Raw genomic sequence first — 14,783 nt, 5'->3', positions numbered from 1 at the left:
ATGAAACGCTAGGAGTGCTGGAATGCGGATATCGGCGATATGGGGTGCGGTGTTGGTGGCGCTGGCCGGTGTCGGCCTAGCGCGTGCCGATGTGAAGATGAGCGGCTCCTTCGTGGCCGATGCCGCCTGTCCGGCAACGCAGGCGATCAAGAGCGGCAAGAACCCCGGCAATATCGCGACAACGGCTGGACAGAGCTACGATCTCCTGGCCGGCAACAAGGATGCGCCGCCGCATTACCTCATCCGCGTGCCTGGCGCCGATCCTGAGCGCCGTTGGGTCAGGATCAGCTGCGGCCATGTCTCAGGCGGCAGCGCGTCGACTGAGCCGGCCGCGCCCGCCGATCAGGGCAAGCCTGCGGCGCCGGCTTCAGGAAAACCCGAATATGTTTTCGCGCTTAGCTGGCAGCCGGCCTTCTGCGAAACCAAGTCGAGCAAGCCCGAATGCCAGGCGCAGACGGCGGGCGGCTTCGACGCGTCGCATTTCACGTTGCATGGGCTCTGGCCGCAGCCGAACGGCAATTTCTATTGCCAGGTGCCGGCGAGCGACAAGGCCAATGACAATCCGGCCCATTGGGCAGACCTGCCGCCGGTCAACCTCGATGCCAATACGCGCGCCGAACTCGACCAGGTGATGCCTGGCACCGCCTCCAAGCTCGAACGGCATGAATGGATCAAGCACGGCACCTGCTACGGCAAGAGCCAGCAGGAGTATTTTGCCGAGGCGCTGAACCTGATGCGGGCGGTGAATGCCTCGCCTGTGCGCGAGCTCTTCACCAGGAATGTCGGCAAGCAGCTGACTTCGGACCAGATCCGCAGCGCCTTCGACAGCGCCTTCGGCGCCGGGTCGGGCGCGCGGGTGCGTGTCTCCTGCCTGGTCGATCCGTCGAGCGGCAGGCGGCTGATCGGCGAGCTGACGCTCGGCCTGACCGGCCCGATCGGCCCCGACAGTTCGCTGAGCACTCTCATGCTCGCCTCGGCGCCGACGACCAAGGCGGGCTGTCCGAAGGGCTCGGTCGATGCGGCCGGGTTCCAGTAGGATATCCGTCTGTCGCTTGGCAGTGACGCGGTGATATGGTCTGGATGTGTTTCATTCGGCGGGGGTGGCGATGAGTGGCATGACATCAGGCGCGCTGGCGCGGCTGGCTTTCTGGGCCAGGGGGATGACCGCCATAAAAGACGGCCGCATGGAATGGCCGGGCTTTTCCTATACCGATGCCGAGTGGGCGCGCATGCGCGTGCTTGCCGCGCCGATCGGGGCAAGCCGCTACCAGCTGTTCACTTGGGTCAATGCCGCGATCTTCATCGCCATTGCCGCGCTCGGCATCGTCTGTGTCTTCTTGCCGCTGGCGACACTTTTGTTTCCGGTGCCGGCCGAGACCAGCGCGCTCAAATTCTCGGCTCTGCTGGCGGCGTGTGCCTTCCTCATAATCGGGCTCGGCTTGCCGATCTCCATGCGCCTGTCGAGCGCGTTGGCCATCTCCCGGGAGATGCGCGCCGGTCTTGTCGGCGAAGCCGGTGACGAAGCGCTGGCGGCAAAAGTGTCTTGGCAGATCAACCGCATCATGCTGGTCATGTGCGGCCTGCTGGTGCCCGGCATTCTGTTGTTCATCGCTTATGACATCGATGCCAGTCCGATCATCACCGTGCTGAAATGGCTGGCCATCGCGCTGATAGCCGTTTCAGTTGCGGTCGGCGCGTTGCAGCAGCGCAAGCGGAGCTGACAGCCTTATCTGCTGACGCCACGCGTGGGCAATGTCCGCGCAGTTAGGTCTTCGGAATCGTCATGCGCTTCGCCGACGACGCGGTCACGCCCGGTGGACTTGGCCCTGTAGAGACGCTCGTCGGCAAGGGCGAAGAGATCGGCAAGCGAGCCTACGGTCTCATCGACAGTGGCGATGCCGGCGCTGACGCTGATGTCGAACCGGTTTACGCACGCTTTGACGGCCTGGCGGAGGTTTTCTCCGAGCAACCTGGCGACCGCATGCGGCTGCGAGCAAAGGATGGCGAACTCCTCGCCGCCGATCCTGAAAACCTGATCGTGTGCGCCGGCCGCCTGGGTCAGCACCTGGGCGATCGATCTCAGCACCCTGTCGCCCTCGGCATGGCCGAAGCGATCGTTGATCGACTTGAAATGGTCGACGTCGACGATCAGCAGGCTGAGCGGTTGGGCCGTGCGCAGGCTGACAGCGACCAGACGTTCGCCGTCGCTGTCAAAGCGTCCCCTGTGCAACAGGCCGGTGAGGCCGTCGCGGCCGACATGTTCGACCAGGGCTTCGTAGCGCTCGCGATAGGTCAAGGTGTCGAAGACGTCGGACAACCCACGTGGTGCCACGACCTGACGCGTTTCGAACCATCTGAGGTAGGCGACAAGCATGGCGCTGTAGGCAAAAGCGGCACCCATCTTGGCGAACCAGCCGCCGAAGAAGACCGCAATCGGCGCGCCGGCGACGAAATGCAGGGCGCTGAAAAATCCGGCCTGGTCGAAGGTGAGCACGCAGGCGACGCAAATCAGGATGCGGGAGAACGGCGCCCTGCGTAGATAACGCCCGAGCTTTTCGTAAAGCAGGATGATCAGGATGGCGTCGATGAAGAGCAGCGTCGTGCCCCACACCATCAGCCAGCCCAACTGGTCGATGAAACCGATATCGGGAAGCTTGCCGTCGGAAAGGGCTGAAATATCGTGCAGGCGCAGGATCAGGACCAGCCCGATCATCAAGGCGTTGCCGAGCAAAAGGCCATAGATCGGCTGGCGCACCGTGGCCGCATCTTCCTTCATGTAGAGCAGAAGCAGCATCACCAGCTTGCCGGAAAACAGCACCGCCGAGCCTGGCGAGACCATGCCGAAGGGCAGGGCGACATAGAAGACGCTGGCGAGATAGGTTTCGAGGAAATGCATGGCGCCCAGCGCGCAGACGAAGACGCCGAGGCCGATGCGATCCCTGAAGCGGAACAGCGTGACCATGACGCTGAAGTAGACGACCGCTTCGGCAAGGAGCAGGAAACTGTTCAGCACTACCTTCGGTCCGATCTTTACTTTCGATCGCGACAGGCCAGCGATCGATCCTGTTTTGACGCTGAAGGGTTAACCGGGGATTTCAACGCTCCCTACAACCGGCGGAAAACTTAACGTGCGGTGTACACCCGGCTTGAAATGGCAAAAGCGATTGCCGTTCGGCCCGGCATCGCCTACATAGCGGCCAACCTCCATTCAATCCGACATTTCGGTCAATCATCAAGGAAAGCGCGCGTGGCACGCCAGTTCATCTATCACATGGCCGGCCTCAACAAGGCCTATGGCACCAAGAAGGTGCTTGAGAATGTCCATCTCTCCTTCTATCCCGACGCCAAGATCGGCATCCTCGGCCCCAACGGCTCGGGCAAGTCGACGATCCTCAAGATCATGGCCGGGCTCGACAAGGAGTGGAACGGCGAAGCCTGGCTCGCCGAAGGCGCCACCGTAGGCTATCTCGCGCAGGAGCCGGCGCTCGATGCCAACAAGACGGTGTTCGAGAACATCATGGAAGGCGTCGCCGCCAAGACCGCCATCATCGAGCGCTACAACGAATTGATGATGAACTACTCCGACGAGACGGCTGACGAGTCGGCCAAGCTCCAGGACGAGATGGACCGGTTAAACCTGTGGGATCTCGAACAGCAGGTCGAGATGGCGATGGAAGCGCTGGGCTGCCCGCCCAAGGATTCCGAGGTCACCAAGCTTTCGGGCGGTGAGCGCCGCCGCGTCGCGCTCTGCCAGCTGCTGCTGCGTCAGCCCGACCTCTTGCTGCTCGATGAACCGACCAACCATCTCGACGCCGAGACCACGGCGTGGCTGGAAAAACACCTGCGCGCCTATCCCGGCGCGGTGATGATCATCACCCACGATCGCTATTTCCTCGACAATGTCACCGGATGGATTCTCGAGCTCGATCGCGGCCGCGGCATCCCCTATGAGGGCAACTACACCAAGTACCTCGAAGCCAAGGCCAAGCGCCTCAAGCAGGAAGGTCGCGAGGACGACGCCCGCCAGCGCGCCATCGGTCGCGAACGCGAGTGGATCCAGTCCAGCCCGAAAGCTCGCCAGACCAAGTCCAAGGCGCGTATCCAGGCGTTCCAGGACCTGCTGGATGCAGCCGACAAGCGGCGTCCGAGCGATACGCAGATCGTCATTCCGCATGGCGAACGGCTCGGCAATGTGGTGATCGAGGCGGAAGGCCTGTCGAAGGGCTTTGGCGACACGCTGTTGATCGAGGGTCTGGAATTCAAGCTGCCGCCAGGCGGCATCGTCGGCGTCATCGGCCCGAACGGCGCCGGCAAGACGACGCTGTTCCGCATGATCACCGGCCAGGAAACGCCGGATGCCGGCTCTGTCCGCATCGGCGAAACGGTGAAGCTCGGCTATGTCGATCAGAGCCGCGATGCGCTCGATCCGTCAAAGACCGTCTGGGAAGAAATCTCGGGCGGCGCCGAAGTGGTCAAGCTCGGCAAGTTCGAAGCCAACACGCGCGCCTATTGCGCGTCGTTCAACTTCCGTGGCGGCGACCAGCAGCAGAAGGTCGGCAACCTCTCCGGCGGCCAGCGCAACCGCGTGCATCTGGCAAAAATGCTGAAGACCGGCGGCAATGTGCTGCTGCTCGACGAACCGACCAACGATCTCGACACCGAAACGCTGGCGGCGCTCGAAGACGCGCTGGAAAACTTTGGCGGCTGCGCCGTCATCATCTCGCACGATCGTATGTTCCTCGACCGTCTGGCCACCCACATCCTGGCCTTTGAAGGTGACAGTCATGTCGAATGGTTCGAGGGCAATTTCGAGGATTATGAGCAGGACAAGATCCGCCGGCTCGGCCCCGAAGCCGTCAACCCGCACAGGATGACCTACAAGAGGCTGACGCGGTAAGGGAGCAACCGGGGCGGCGAATTTCTCAACTGATACGAGGAAAGCTTGAATGACCGACTGGTCAGCCGCCCAATATCTGAAATTCGAGGATGAGCGCACGCGGCCCGCGCGCGATCTTGTTGCGCAGGTGCCGGTGGATTTCCCGCGCCGGGTGGTCGACATCGGCTGCGGCCCGGGCAACTCGACCGAGCTGCTGGTCGAGCGCTGGCCGGATGCTGAGGTCATCGGTTTCGATACCTCTCCCGACATGATCGAAAAGGCGAGGGCGCGCCTGCCCAGCGTCAATTTCGACCTCGCCGATGCCTCGACATGGCGGCCTGCCGAGCCGGTCAACGTCATCTTCGCCAATGCGGTGTTCCAATGGCTGCCCACCCACCCGGTAGTGTTCCAGCGGCTGATGGGCTTTCTCGCGCCGGGCGGTGCGCTCGCCGTCCAGATGCCCGACAATCTGCTTGAGCCGTCGCATCGGCTGATGCGCGAGACGGCCGCCGAAATGCCGTTCGCCGCCAAGATGGCAGGTGCTGCGCGCGGACCGCTGCCGGCGGTGTCGTTCTATTATGATCTCTTGTCGCCGCTCTCCATCCGGGTGGATATCTGGCATACGGCCTACAATCAGCCGCTGACCGACGCCGAGGTGATCGTCGAATGGGTGAAGTCGACGGGGCTGAAGCCGTTTCTCGATCCGCTCGACGCCGGCGAGCGCAAGATATTCCTCGACAATTACACGGCCAAAATTGCCAAGGCCTATCCGAAGACCGCAAACGGCAAGGTGCTGCTGCGCTTCCCGCGTATCTTCATCGTCGCCAAGCGGGCCGGCTAGCACTCCCGATGACATCCCGCCACAGCCTAGGGTTTAAGCCGGCGTAAACCGGTGGGGTGAGAAAAGTGTTGTGTCGCGCCCCCTCGTCGTTCACATGAGAACGACAACGCCTGCGCATGGACGGACTGGATATGCATCGCGTCATCATCAGCGGCATTGGCGTTGAAATCCCTGAAGCCAAGATCACCAATGAAGAACTGGTCGCCAGCTTCAATGCCTGGGTCGACACCGAGAATGCGCGCCGGCAAGGCACGGATGAGACGCTGCTGCAGAAATCCGACAGCGCCTTCATCGTCCATGCCTCGGGCGTCCAGACCCGCCATGTGATCGAGCGCGAAGGCATTCTCGATCCGACCCGCATGGCGCCGCGCATTCCGGCGCGGCCCGATGACGCGCTGTCGCTGCAGGCCGAGTTTGGCGTGGCCGCGGCCCGGAAGGCGCTCGACCATGCCGGCCTGAAGCCGTCCGACATTGACCTGGTGATCTGCTCGGCCTCGCACCAGCAGCGGCCTTATCCGGCGATCGCCATCGAAATGCAGGAGGCGCTGGGCACCAAGGGCGCCGGCTTCGACATGGGGCTTGGTTGTTCATCGGCCGCGGCCGCCTTGCACATTGCGGCCAATCTGGTGCGGGCGGGTGGGCACAAACGCGTGCTGGTGGTCACGCCGGAGATCATCACCGGCCATCTCAATTTCCGCGACCGGCAGACGCATTTCATCTTCGGCGATGCTTCGGTGGCGATGGTGGTCGAGGGGCTGGCCAAGGGCGAGAAGCGGCCGGGGCGCTTCGAGGTGCTGGACACGCGCACCTGGACGCAGATGTCGAACAATATCCGCACCAATCTGGGCTATCACACCCGCACCGCCCAGGACGATCCTTACATGATTAACCTTGAGGGCAATCTGATCAAACAGGTCGGCAACAAGGTGTTCAAGGAAGTCACCGTCGCCGGCCACAAATTCATTGTCGAATTCCTCGCCGAGCACGGGCTGACGCCGCAAGCCATCAGGCGCTTCTGGCTGCATCAGGCCAATGCGCGCATGAACGCCATGATCCTGAAACTGGCCTTCGGCCACGAGGTCGACCACGACCGCGCGCCGATGGTGCTGGAGCGGCTCGGCAACACCGCCGGCGCTGGCGCCATCATCGCGCTGTCGGAAAACCACGCCGACATGAAGCCCGGCGATTTCGGCGTGCTGTGCGCCTTCGGCGCCGGCTATTCGATCGGCGGCGCGCTTTTGCGGATGCTGTAATCAGGCCGGCATGAACGGCACCAGCATCGGTACGCTGCGGGCATAATCGTCATAGGCGTCGCCGAGTTCGCCGCGCAGAAAGCGCTCCTCCAGCCTTGCCTTCATGACGATGCCGATTGACGCCATCAGCCGGTTTGATCGAATCATCATCGCTTTCGACTGGACCCGAGCCCACGGCTACGGCTATTTGCGACGTCATCCTGCAGAAGGAACGAAGCCATGCTGGACCTCTTCCCGGAGTCTGAGAAGCCGGTCGACATCATCCCCGCCAGGAAGCTGTCCGCCAAAGTGGCCGCTTTGTACGTCGCACCGTCGAATCACTTCCAGACGCGCCCGGTGGAAGCATTGCAGCTCGGTTTCGAAGGCATCGACGGCGACTTCCACGCCGGCGCCACCCGTCGTTCGGGCGGTCGCGAACCCTGGTATCCGCGCGGCACCGAAATCCGCAACGAGCGGCAGATATCAATCGTAGCAGCGGATGAACTCGCCGTCATTGCCGAGCGGATGGGGCTGGCCGAGATCAAGCCGGAATGGATCGGCGCCAATCTGCTGATCGAAGGCGTGCCGCATCTCTCGATGCTGCCGTCAGGCACGCTGCTGTTCTTTAGAGGTGGCGTGACGATCAAGGTCGATGCGCAGAACGGGCCTTGCCGGCTTGCTGGACGTTCGATCGCCGAAAACGCCGGGATGGCCGATCGGGAGGCCGGCGCGCTGGCCTTCCCGAAGGCGGCGAAACAGCTGCGCGGCCTCGTTGCCTGGGTCGAGAAACCGGGTCGTATGACAACAGGGGAAGAGATCTCGGTGCGCGTGCCCGAGCAGTGGATTTATCGATCCTAGTACCGGGCTAGGGCACGGGCTGCGCCGCCGGGGCGACGCAGCCGAATTTCAAGACGCGCTCAGGCCGCCTTGCGGTTCTTCTTAGCGCCCTGCGCCTCGACGGAAACGTGGTCCCACTTTTCCCAAAGCGCGATGCGGTTGGCGTATTCCTGCTTGATCATCGGCAGGCCGCCATCGCCGAAGAAGACGCGCAGCGGCGGCTCGGCCGCGTCGACGATTTCAAGCATCGCCGGTCCGGTGGCCTCGGGGTCGCCGGCGACCGAGTTGGCGCGGCGTTCCGCCATCTTGGCGCGGGCCGGCGCGTAAGCCTCGATTGCTTTGGAGACCTTGGCCGAGGCGCCGGACCAATCGGTGGAGAAGCCGCCCGGTTCGACAAGCGTCACATGGATGCCGAATTCGGCGACCTCGATGCTGAGCGACTGGCTGAAGGCTTCGAGCGCCCATTTCGAGGCATGGTAAAGGCCGAGCGAGGCAAAGGCGTTGACGCCGCCGATCGACGAGATCTGGATGATATGGCCGGAGCCCTGCGCCCGCATGATCGGCAAAGCCGCCTGGGTGACCCAGAGCGCGCCGAACACATTGGTTTCGATCTGGTCGCGGGCTTCCTGTTCGCTGACTTCCTCGATGGCGCCGAAATGGCCATAGCCGGCATTGTTGATGACGACGTCGAGCCGGCCAAAGCGCTTGTGCGCCTCGGCGATGGCCGCATCGACAGCCTTCTTGTCGGTGACGTCGAGCTTGATCGCGGCGACATTATCGCCGTATTTCGCGACGAGATCGGCGAGCGTGCCGGCATCGCGCGCGGTTGCGGCGACACGGTCGCCGCGAGCGAGTGCGGCCTCGGCCCAGACTCGGCCAAAGCCTTTCGACGATCCGGTGATGAACCAAACCTTGCTTGTCATGACGTGGAATCCTTGCCCATGCGCGCCGTGAACTGGGAAGCGGAGGCTTCTCCGCTTCCGCGATATACGGTGCGTCGAGCGATTTTCCAGAGGCGAGGGGGAATCTTTTTGGTCACGACATCGTGTGGAGCAGGACCTTCGCCGGTCAGGGATAGCGCACCGGGCTCGACCAGGCCGGGTCGTCATGCTTTTGCCAGTAGAGCGCCATCAAGCGCTTTGTGATCGCGCCTATCTTGCCGTCAGCGACAGCAGCGCCGTCGATCACTGTCACAGGCATGATGCCGCCGGCGGTGGAAGTGATGAAGACTTCGTCGGCAGCCTTCAGCGCGGCAACGCTGACGTCGACGGCCGTGGTGGGAAGCGCTGCCTCGGCGCAGAGGTCGAAGACGGTGCGCCTGGTGATGCCGGGCAGCACGCCGGCGGCTGGCGTCGACAGCCTGCCGTCCTTGACGCAGAACACGTTGAAGCCGGGGCCTTCGGCGACATTGCCGTTGAAGTCGAGAATCAATGCGGTTTCGGCCCCACGGTCATAAGCGTCGTAGAGGCCGCGCACGAGGTCGAGCCAGTGGTAGTTCTTGATCGCCGGATCGATCGAAGCCGGCGGAATGCGCACCTTGTCGCTGATCGCAACATTCAGTCCGCGCCGCAACTGCTCGGCACTGGCGACCGAGCCAAAGGGAACTGCGAAAGCCATGAAGCGGTTGACCGCCTGGCGCGGATCGCGGCTGAAGGTCGGCGAGGCGCCGCGTGTGCACAGCATTTCGACATAGGCGGCGCGATGGCCCGACAGCGCCACGCAATTGTGCAGAATCTCGGCCACACCATCGCGGTCGGACGGGATCGTCATGCGCAGTTTTAGCAAGCCGGCGAAGAAGCGGTCGAGATGCAGGTCGAGTCGGAAGAAGCTCCCGTCCCAGACATGCACGGTGTCGTAGGTGGCGTCGGAATGCAGAAAGCCCCAATCCAGCACCGAGATCTTGGCTTGCGACATCGGCAGATACTGACCATCGAGAAAGGCGATGCCGTCGGGATAGGAATGCGGATCGATATGGCGATCCGACAAAGCCGGCAATGGCACAATGCTACCGGCTGCTGCGCTTCGGTTCATGGCGATTGGTCCCTTCGGCTTGATGCGGCAGATTCAAGCTAGTGGTCCCCTGCAGGCGGCATAGGGCCACCCAACCATCGCTGTTTGTCCTAGGTAGCACATTCGATATGCCCTATGGTCCGGCTTGAAAATATCCGGCCGGGAGGGGCAAAATGGGCAGATCTTTTCGGACCATCAGCTTTGCAATTTTCCTCGTCTTCGTCACTGGCCATGCCTTCGCGCAATGCGCTCGCGAGGGCGAGGCGCTGTGCCAGAACGGCCAGACCTATCGTTGCGAGAAGACGGGCAGCGAGCTGACGCCGATCTTTCAGAACGTGCCTTGCGTGGTCAACGCGGCGGGGCTCAACGGCGTCTGGACCGGCAGCGGTCATCAAAGTCCGGCCGGTGCTGCCGGCGCCGATTGGGCGATCGCAATGACAATCGGCGATGGCGCCGCGTCGATCGACTATCCGTCGCTCGGCTGCGGCGGATCGTTGACCCAGATTTCTCGCGACGACAGTTCGGCGGAATACCGGGAAAACATCAGCTACGGCCAGGACAAGTGCATCGACGGTGGCGGCATCACCGTCCGATTTTTCAAAGGGAACCTGTCCTGGACCTGGGTTGGCCAGGCCGACGGCCAGCCCTACAATGCGGTTGCCGTATTGAAGCGACGGTAGCTGAAGTTATTCCTCTTCGTCCTCTGCATCGAGCAGGCGCGTGGCGCGCCAACGGGTCAGCACCATGTTTGTTTGCTCGATGACGAAGAACCGCGCCGAGTCGCGGTCATAGCCCTCGGCCAGCAGCTTTTCATAGTCGGTATGGCCGTGCCTGATATGGGCGATCGTCGCCAGCCAGACCGCGATGCCCGGCGGCAGCGTCTTCATGTGCACGGCGCCGGCCTCGGTGCGGATTTTCTCCATATCGGCATAGGGCGCCAGGGGCAGCAGTGCGGTCAGCGCCTTGGCGATGGCGCGGCGGCGGCCGGTGGGCGCGCTCATTTTTCGTCACGCCCGGCAATGGTCGCCTCGGGAAAGGCGTCGGTCGAGGCGAAATAGGGCTTGATGTCGATCACCGGGGTGCCGTCGAGCACATCGATGGCGTCGATGGCGATGCCGCCGTGGTCGATGTCGACGGCGATCAGCCTGGCGATATGCAGCCCGACTGGGTTCGGCCGGGCAGGGGAGCGCAGCGAGAAAACCCCTTTCGGTTCAGCCGCATGGCGGGGTTTCTGGACAATCAGTGCCCGCGGCGCGTAATGCAGCCAGGACAGGATGACGATGTGGCTGGCCCGCTCCAGCGCAAGCAGACCGTCGCGATAGGGTGGGTCGATGAGAACGGTGGCCGCCTGTCCGGTCTCGCGGGCGGCGCGCATGTTCTTCGGGCAGCTTTCGCGCGTGGTCCATGGCGAGGCGATGCGGCCGATAAACACGATATGGCCATCCGCCGGCATGTCAGCCGGGTCGGCCTGCAGGAGCTTTTCGCCGTCGCGCGTCTCGAACATGGCTTTCGCCCTAGCACAAGTTTCCAGCCGATCGTCAGGGAAAAGCGGTTCTCTCAGGCGGGGACCATGTGTGCGGCATTTTCTTGTCAGGAAGCGACATAGGCCTTGCTATGCCGCCAAAGCTGACATAAACATATGTTTATATCTTTTCAACGAGAATACGCCAATGCATGTTTCGCTCGATACGATGGTTGATACGTTGAAGGCTGCGGCCGAATCGAGCCGGCTCCGCATCCTGGCGCTGCTGTCGCGCGGCGATCTCACCGTGTCCGACCTCACCGAGATCCTCAGCCAGTCGCAACCGCGGGTGTCGCGGCATTTGAAGCTGCTGCTGGAGGCCGGGTTGATCGGCCGCTACCAGGAGGGCTCCTGGGCCTTCTTCCGGCTGTCGGATACGGATTCTGCGCGCGACTTCGTCATGGGGCTGGTCTCTGGCATTCGCGGCGCCGATCCACAGGTCGAGCGCGATCTCGAGCGGCTGGCGTCGGTCAAGCGCAAGCGCCAGGACCGTGCCGCCGAGTATTTCTCCGAGAACGCCGCCAGCTGGGATCACATCCGCTCGCTGCATGTGCCGGACCGCGCGGTGGAAGCCGCACTCCTCAAGCTGGTCGGCAAGCGGCCGTTCCAGTCGATGCTCGATCTCGGCACCGGCACCGGGCGGCTGCTGGAAATATTTTCGCCGCTCTACCGGCGCGGCGTCGGCATCGACATGTCGCGGGAAATGCTGACGGTGGCGCGGGCCAATCTCGACAAGGCAGGCATCGCCAATGCGCAGGTCCGCCAAGGCGACATTTTCGCGCCGCCGGTCGAGCGCGACGCCTTCGACCTCGTCACCATCCATCAGGTGCTGCACTATCTCGACGATCCGGCACGCGCCATTCGCGAGGCGGCGCGGCTGCTGCGTCCGGCGGGCCGGCTGGTGATCGTCGACTTCGCGCCGCATGCGCTGGAATTCCTGCGCGACCAGCATGCGCATGTCAGGCTGGGCTTTTCCGACCGCCAGATCTCCGAATGGTTTGCCGAGGCCGGGCTCGATCTCGAGGATGCCCAGGAATTCGAGCCGCGCGGCGGCAACGAAGCCAGGCTGACCGTCAAGCTGTGGCTCGGCCGCGACCGCCGCATGCTGATGGCCGAGCCTTCAAATGACACCCAACCCACCAAAGCGTACCCTATGGGGGAAATCGCCTGATGAACCAGTTCCGCTTTTCCCGCCGTCCCGACATTGGCGACAAGGTCCGCGTCTCCTTCGAGTTCTTCCCGCCGAAGACCGACGAGATGGAAGCCAGGCTCTGGGACACCGTCACCAGGCTGGAGCCGCTGAAGCCGAGATTCGTCTCGGTGACCTATGGCGCCGGCGGCTCGACGCGGGAGCGCACGGCGCGCACGGTCAAGCGCATCCTGAACGAGACGGCGCTGACGCCGGCGGCGCACATGACCTGCGTCGACGCCGCCCGCCATGAGGTCGATGCCGTGGTCCGCGAATTCGCCGATATGGGCGTGAAGCGCTTCGTTGCGTTGCGCGGCGATCCGGCGGCGGGTGTCGGTACGGCCTACCGGCCGCATCCCGATGGCTATGCCAATGGCGCCGAACTTGTCGGAGCGCTGAAGGACGCCGGCGATTTCGACATCTCGGTCTCGGCCTATCCCGAAAAGCATCCGGAAAGCCCCGACTTCGCCACCGACTTCGACATGCTGAAGCGCAAGGCCGACAATGGCGCGACGCGGGCGATCACCCAGTTCTTCTTCGACAACGATCTCTACGAGCGTTATGTCGAGAAGGCGCGCCGTGCCGGCATCTACATCCCGATCGTGCCCGGCATCCTGCCGGTGCACAATTTCACCCAGGTCGCCAATTTCTCGGCGCGCTGCGGCGCGCTGGTGCCGGCATGGCTGGCCGAGCGTTTCGAAGGGCTGCACAACGATCCGCAGACGCATGCGCTCGTGGCGTCTGCCGTGGCGGCCGAGCAGGTGCTCGATCTCGTCGAGCGCGGCGTCAGCGACTTCCATTTCTACACCATGAACCGGGCCGACCTGGTGTTTGCCATCTGCCATATGATCGGCATCCGCTCCCACGAAACAGAGGCAGCTGGATCCGCCGCCGCCTGAGCTTCATCGTGGTATGAAATCTGAAATGCAAAAGGCCGGGCGAAACACCCGGCCTTTCGAATTTGTGGGCTATTGCTGCTGTTCTTCCGCTCCGGCGGTTACGGAAGAACACCTATGATAAGGGCGCCAATGAAGGCAAATGCAGCACAGATCATCAATGCGTTGATTGGCCTCGTAAGTCCCATGTCATAGTCTCCTCTTCAAGAGCTATGGGTGGAGTCTAGGGGCATTTGTGCCACAGGCAAGCGGAAAATATGCTGCAATGCGACGCGATTGTGGAATTTGCGACCTGCCACCTGTCGTTAAGCGTTGAAACTCTTCGGCAAAAGCCGCTGGCAGCCTGTGAATAAATTGTGACGCCGCCGTGGCGAAAGCGAGGCATGGCAGCGCTACCAGACCTAAAGCGCGTCGTTGTCCCAAAACCGCTGCGCACTTTTGGTCGACAGGCATTAGCGCCGACCAAACAACCGCCCGTCGATCGTCACCAGGCCAAGCGCGATTAGTGCCATGCCGCAGAACTCAAACAGAGCGAGCCGCTCGCCGAGGAACAGGAGGCCGAGCAGGATGGCGCTGGCCGGGACGATGAGCGTGACCAGCGAGGCGTTGGTGGCGCCGGCCGAGGCGACGACGTTGAAATAGAGGATGTAGGCGAAGGCGGTGGAGAGCAGCGCCAGCGCCAGCACCGCCGTCCAGACCGGCGGCGAGGCCGAGAACAGGCCGGCCGGGCCATAGGTGAGCAGCACCACCGGGATCATGATGATGGTCGACGCCGTCAATTGTCCGGTGGCGATGACCGGCGAGGGCACGCCCTTGAAGCGGCGGGCAATCATCAGCGCGACGGCGTATGACAGCGAGGCGCCGATCAGCGCGAATTTCGCCCAGACCGGGCCGCCGAGCCCGGCCAGCAGGCCGGGGCCGATCATGACAGCGGTGCCGGCGATGCCGAGCCCGATGCCGGCAAGCTTGTTCCAGGAGAGCTTTTCGTCCGCTGTCAGCGCGTTGGCGAGGATCAGCGTCCAGAACGGCGTCGTCGCATTGAGCACCGAGGCGACGCCGGCGCCAAGCGCGGTCTGGCCGGCAAAGATCAGCGAGAACGGGACGACATTGTTGGCGAGCGCCAAAAGGAAAAACAGGCCGGCATGCGGGAAGGCGAGGCGGAAGGACGGACCGCGAATGCCGAGATAGAGCTGCAGTGCAATGGCCGCAATGGCAACGCGAAACAGCACCAGCACCAGCGGGTGCATTTCGGCAACGGCGATGCGGGCAAAGAAGAACGAGCCGCCCCAGATGGCGCCGAGCAGCAGAAGCTGTCCCCAGTCCCTCAGCGTCATCGGTCCGCGCTGCACGGCTGTCGTGGCTATTGCCATCGTGAACGTC

16 protein-coding genes are annotated in these 14,783 nt (G+C 63.1%); 9 read left to right on the top strand and 7 right to left on the bottom strand.

Annotated features, from left to right (window positions below; genetic code table 11):
• The first annotated feature begins 22 nt into the window (after positions 1 to 22).
• The gene (locus NKI15_RS23990) at positions 23 to 1,036 is read left to right on the top strand and encodes a ribonuclease T2 family protein (RefSeq protein WP_352887221.1); all 1,014 of its coding nucleotides are present in this window, start codon (positions 23 to 25) and stop codon (positions 1,034 to 1,036) included.
• Between the two features lie 70 nt (positions 1,037 to 1,106).
• A complete protein-coding gene (locus tag NKI15_RS23985; RefSeq protein WP_352515167.1) occupies positions 1,107 to 1,721 on the top strand; it encodes a hypothetical protein in 615 nt (204 codons plus the stop codon).
• Positions 1,722 to 1,726: 5 nt separating this feature from the next.
• Here the strand turns inward: NKI15_RS23985 and NKI15_RS23980 are convergent, their stop codons facing one another.
• A complete protein-coding gene (locus tag NKI15_RS23980; protein ID WP_352515166.1) occupies positions 1,727 to 3,013 on the bottom strand; it encodes a GGDEF domain-containing protein in 1,287 nt (428 codons plus the stop codon).
• A gap of 234 nt (positions 3,014 to 3,247) precedes the next feature.
• Here NKI15_RS23980 and ettA point away from each other — a divergent pair, with 234 nt between their 5' ends.
• From ettA to NKI15_RS23965, 3 genes are all read left to right on the top strand, one after another.
• A complete protein-coding gene (gene ettA / locus NKI15_RS23975) occupies positions 3,248 to 4,897 on the top strand; it encodes an energy-dependent translational throttle protein EttA (protein ID WP_023688009.1) in 1,650 nt (549 codons plus the stop codon).
• 49 nt (positions 4,898 to 4,946) lie between these two features.
• Positions 4,947 to 5,717 (top strand): trans-aconitate 2-methyltransferase, encoded by a 771-nt coding sequence (gene tam / locus NKI15_RS23970; RefSeq protein ID WP_023746931.1) that lies wholly within the window; start codon positions 4,947 to 4,949, stop codon positions 5,715 to 5,717.
• A gap of 131 nt (positions 5,718 to 5,848) precedes the next feature.
• Positions 5,849 to 6,970: a beta-ketoacyl-ACP synthase III gene (locus tag NKI15_RS23965; protein ID WP_352515172.1), complete on the top strand. Its 1,122-nt coding sequence runs from the start codon at positions 5,849 to 5,851 to the stop codon at positions 6,968 to 6,970.
• On the opposite strand, the gene NKI15_RS23960 is transcribed toward NKI15_RS23965, so the two are convergent.
• Positions 6,971 to 7,120 (bottom strand): hypothetical protein, encoded by a 150-nt coding sequence (locus NKI15_RS23960; protein ID WP_245260604.1) that lies wholly within the window; start codon positions 7,118 to 7,120, stop codon positions 6,971 to 6,973.
• 69 nt (positions 7,121 to 7,189) lie between these two features.
• Between NKI15_RS23960 and NKI15_RS23955 the strand changes: the two genes are divergently transcribed.
• A complete protein-coding gene (locus NKI15_RS23955) occupies positions 7,190 to 7,807 on the top strand; it encodes an MOSC domain-containing protein (RefSeq protein ID WP_023746929.1) in 618 nt (205 codons plus the stop codon).
• Positions 7,808 to 7,866: 59 nt separating this feature from the next.
• On the opposite strand, the gene NKI15_RS23950 is transcribed toward NKI15_RS23955, so the two are convergent.
• Together NKI15_RS23950 and NKI15_RS23945 are read right to left on the bottom strand one after the other, a co-directional pair.
• Entirely contained in the window at positions 7,867 to 8,709 is an 843-nt protein-coding gene (locus NKI15_RS23950; RefSeq protein ID WP_023690853.1) for an SDR family oxidoreductase, read from the bottom strand.
• A gap of 145 nt (positions 8,710 to 8,854) precedes the next feature.
• Positions 8,855 to 9,817 carry an aminotransferase class IV gene (locus NKI15_RS23945; protein WP_352515164.1) on the bottom strand — a complete coding sequence of 321 codons (963 nt, stop codon included), beginning with the start codon at positions 9,815 to 9,817 and terminating at the stop codon, positions 8,855 to 8,857.
• 152 nt (positions 9,818 to 9,969) lie between these two features.
• Between NKI15_RS23945 and NKI15_RS23940 the strand changes: the two genes are divergently transcribed.
• Positions 9,970 to 10,476, top strand: coding sequence for a hypothetical protein (locus NKI15_RS23940; RefSeq protein ID WP_023682159.1), 507 nt, complete (start codon positions 9,970 to 9,972; stop codon positions 10,474 to 10,476).
• A 6-nt stretch (positions 10,477 to 10,482) separates the two neighbouring features.
• Here the strand turns inward: NKI15_RS23940 and NKI15_RS23935 are convergent, their stop codons facing one another.
• Together NKI15_RS23935 and tsaA are read right to left on the bottom strand one after the other, a co-directional pair.
• Positions 10,483 to 10,797: a DUF2293 domain-containing protein gene (locus tag NKI15_RS23935; protein ID WP_023668245.1), complete on the bottom strand. Its 315-nt coding sequence runs from the start codon at positions 10,795 to 10,797 to the stop codon at positions 10,483 to 10,485.
• Positions 10,794 to 11,300 carry a tRNA (N6-threonylcarbamoyladenosine(37)-N6)-methyltransferase TrmO gene (gene tsaA / locus NKI15_RS23930; protein WP_352515163.1) on the bottom strand — a complete coding sequence of 169 codons (507 nt, stop codon included), beginning with the start codon at positions 11,298 to 11,300 and terminating at the stop codon, positions 10,794 to 10,796. The genes NKI15_RS23935 and tsaA overlap by 4 nt, the downstream gene beginning before the upstream one ends.
• A gap of 166 nt (positions 11,301 to 11,466) precedes the next feature.
• On the opposite strand from tsaA, the gene NKI15_RS23925 reads away from it, so the two are divergent.
• Together NKI15_RS23925 and metF are read left to right on the top strand one after the other, a co-directional pair.
• Positions 11,467 to 12,489 carry an ArsR/SmtB family transcription factor gene (locus NKI15_RS23925; RefSeq protein WP_023688015.1) on the top strand — a complete coding sequence of 341 codons (1,023 nt, stop codon included), beginning with the start codon at positions 11,467 to 11,469 and terminating at the stop codon, positions 12,487 to 12,489.
• Positions 12,489 to 13,406 carry a methylenetetrahydrofolate reductase [NAD(P)H] gene (gene metF, locus NKI15_RS23920; protein ID WP_023690856.1) on the top strand — a complete coding sequence of 306 codons (918 nt, stop codon included), beginning with the start codon at positions 12,489 to 12,491 and terminating at the stop codon, positions 13,404 to 13,406. Before NKI15_RS23925 ends, metF begins: the two co-directional genes overlap by 1 nt.
• A gap of 449 nt (positions 13,407 to 13,855) precedes the next feature.
• On the opposite strand, the gene NKI15_RS23915 is transcribed toward metF, so the two are convergent.
• Positions 13,856 to 14,773, bottom strand: coding sequence for a DMT family transporter (locus NKI15_RS23915; RefSeq protein ID WP_023733081.1), 918 nt, complete (start codon positions 14,771 to 14,773; stop codon positions 13,856 to 13,858).
• Between the last annotated feature and the right edge of the window lie 10 nt (positions 14,774 to 14,783).

It is taken from the genome of Mesorhizobium sp. M0862 (assembly GCF_040319795.1).
In the GTDB taxonomy this organism is placed as follows: Bacteria; Pseudomonadota; Alphaproteobacteria; order Rhizobiales; family Rhizobiaceae; genus Mesorhizobium.
Note: the sequence above shows the minus strand (reverse complement) of the source record. Positions and strands in the feature narration are given on the sequence as shown.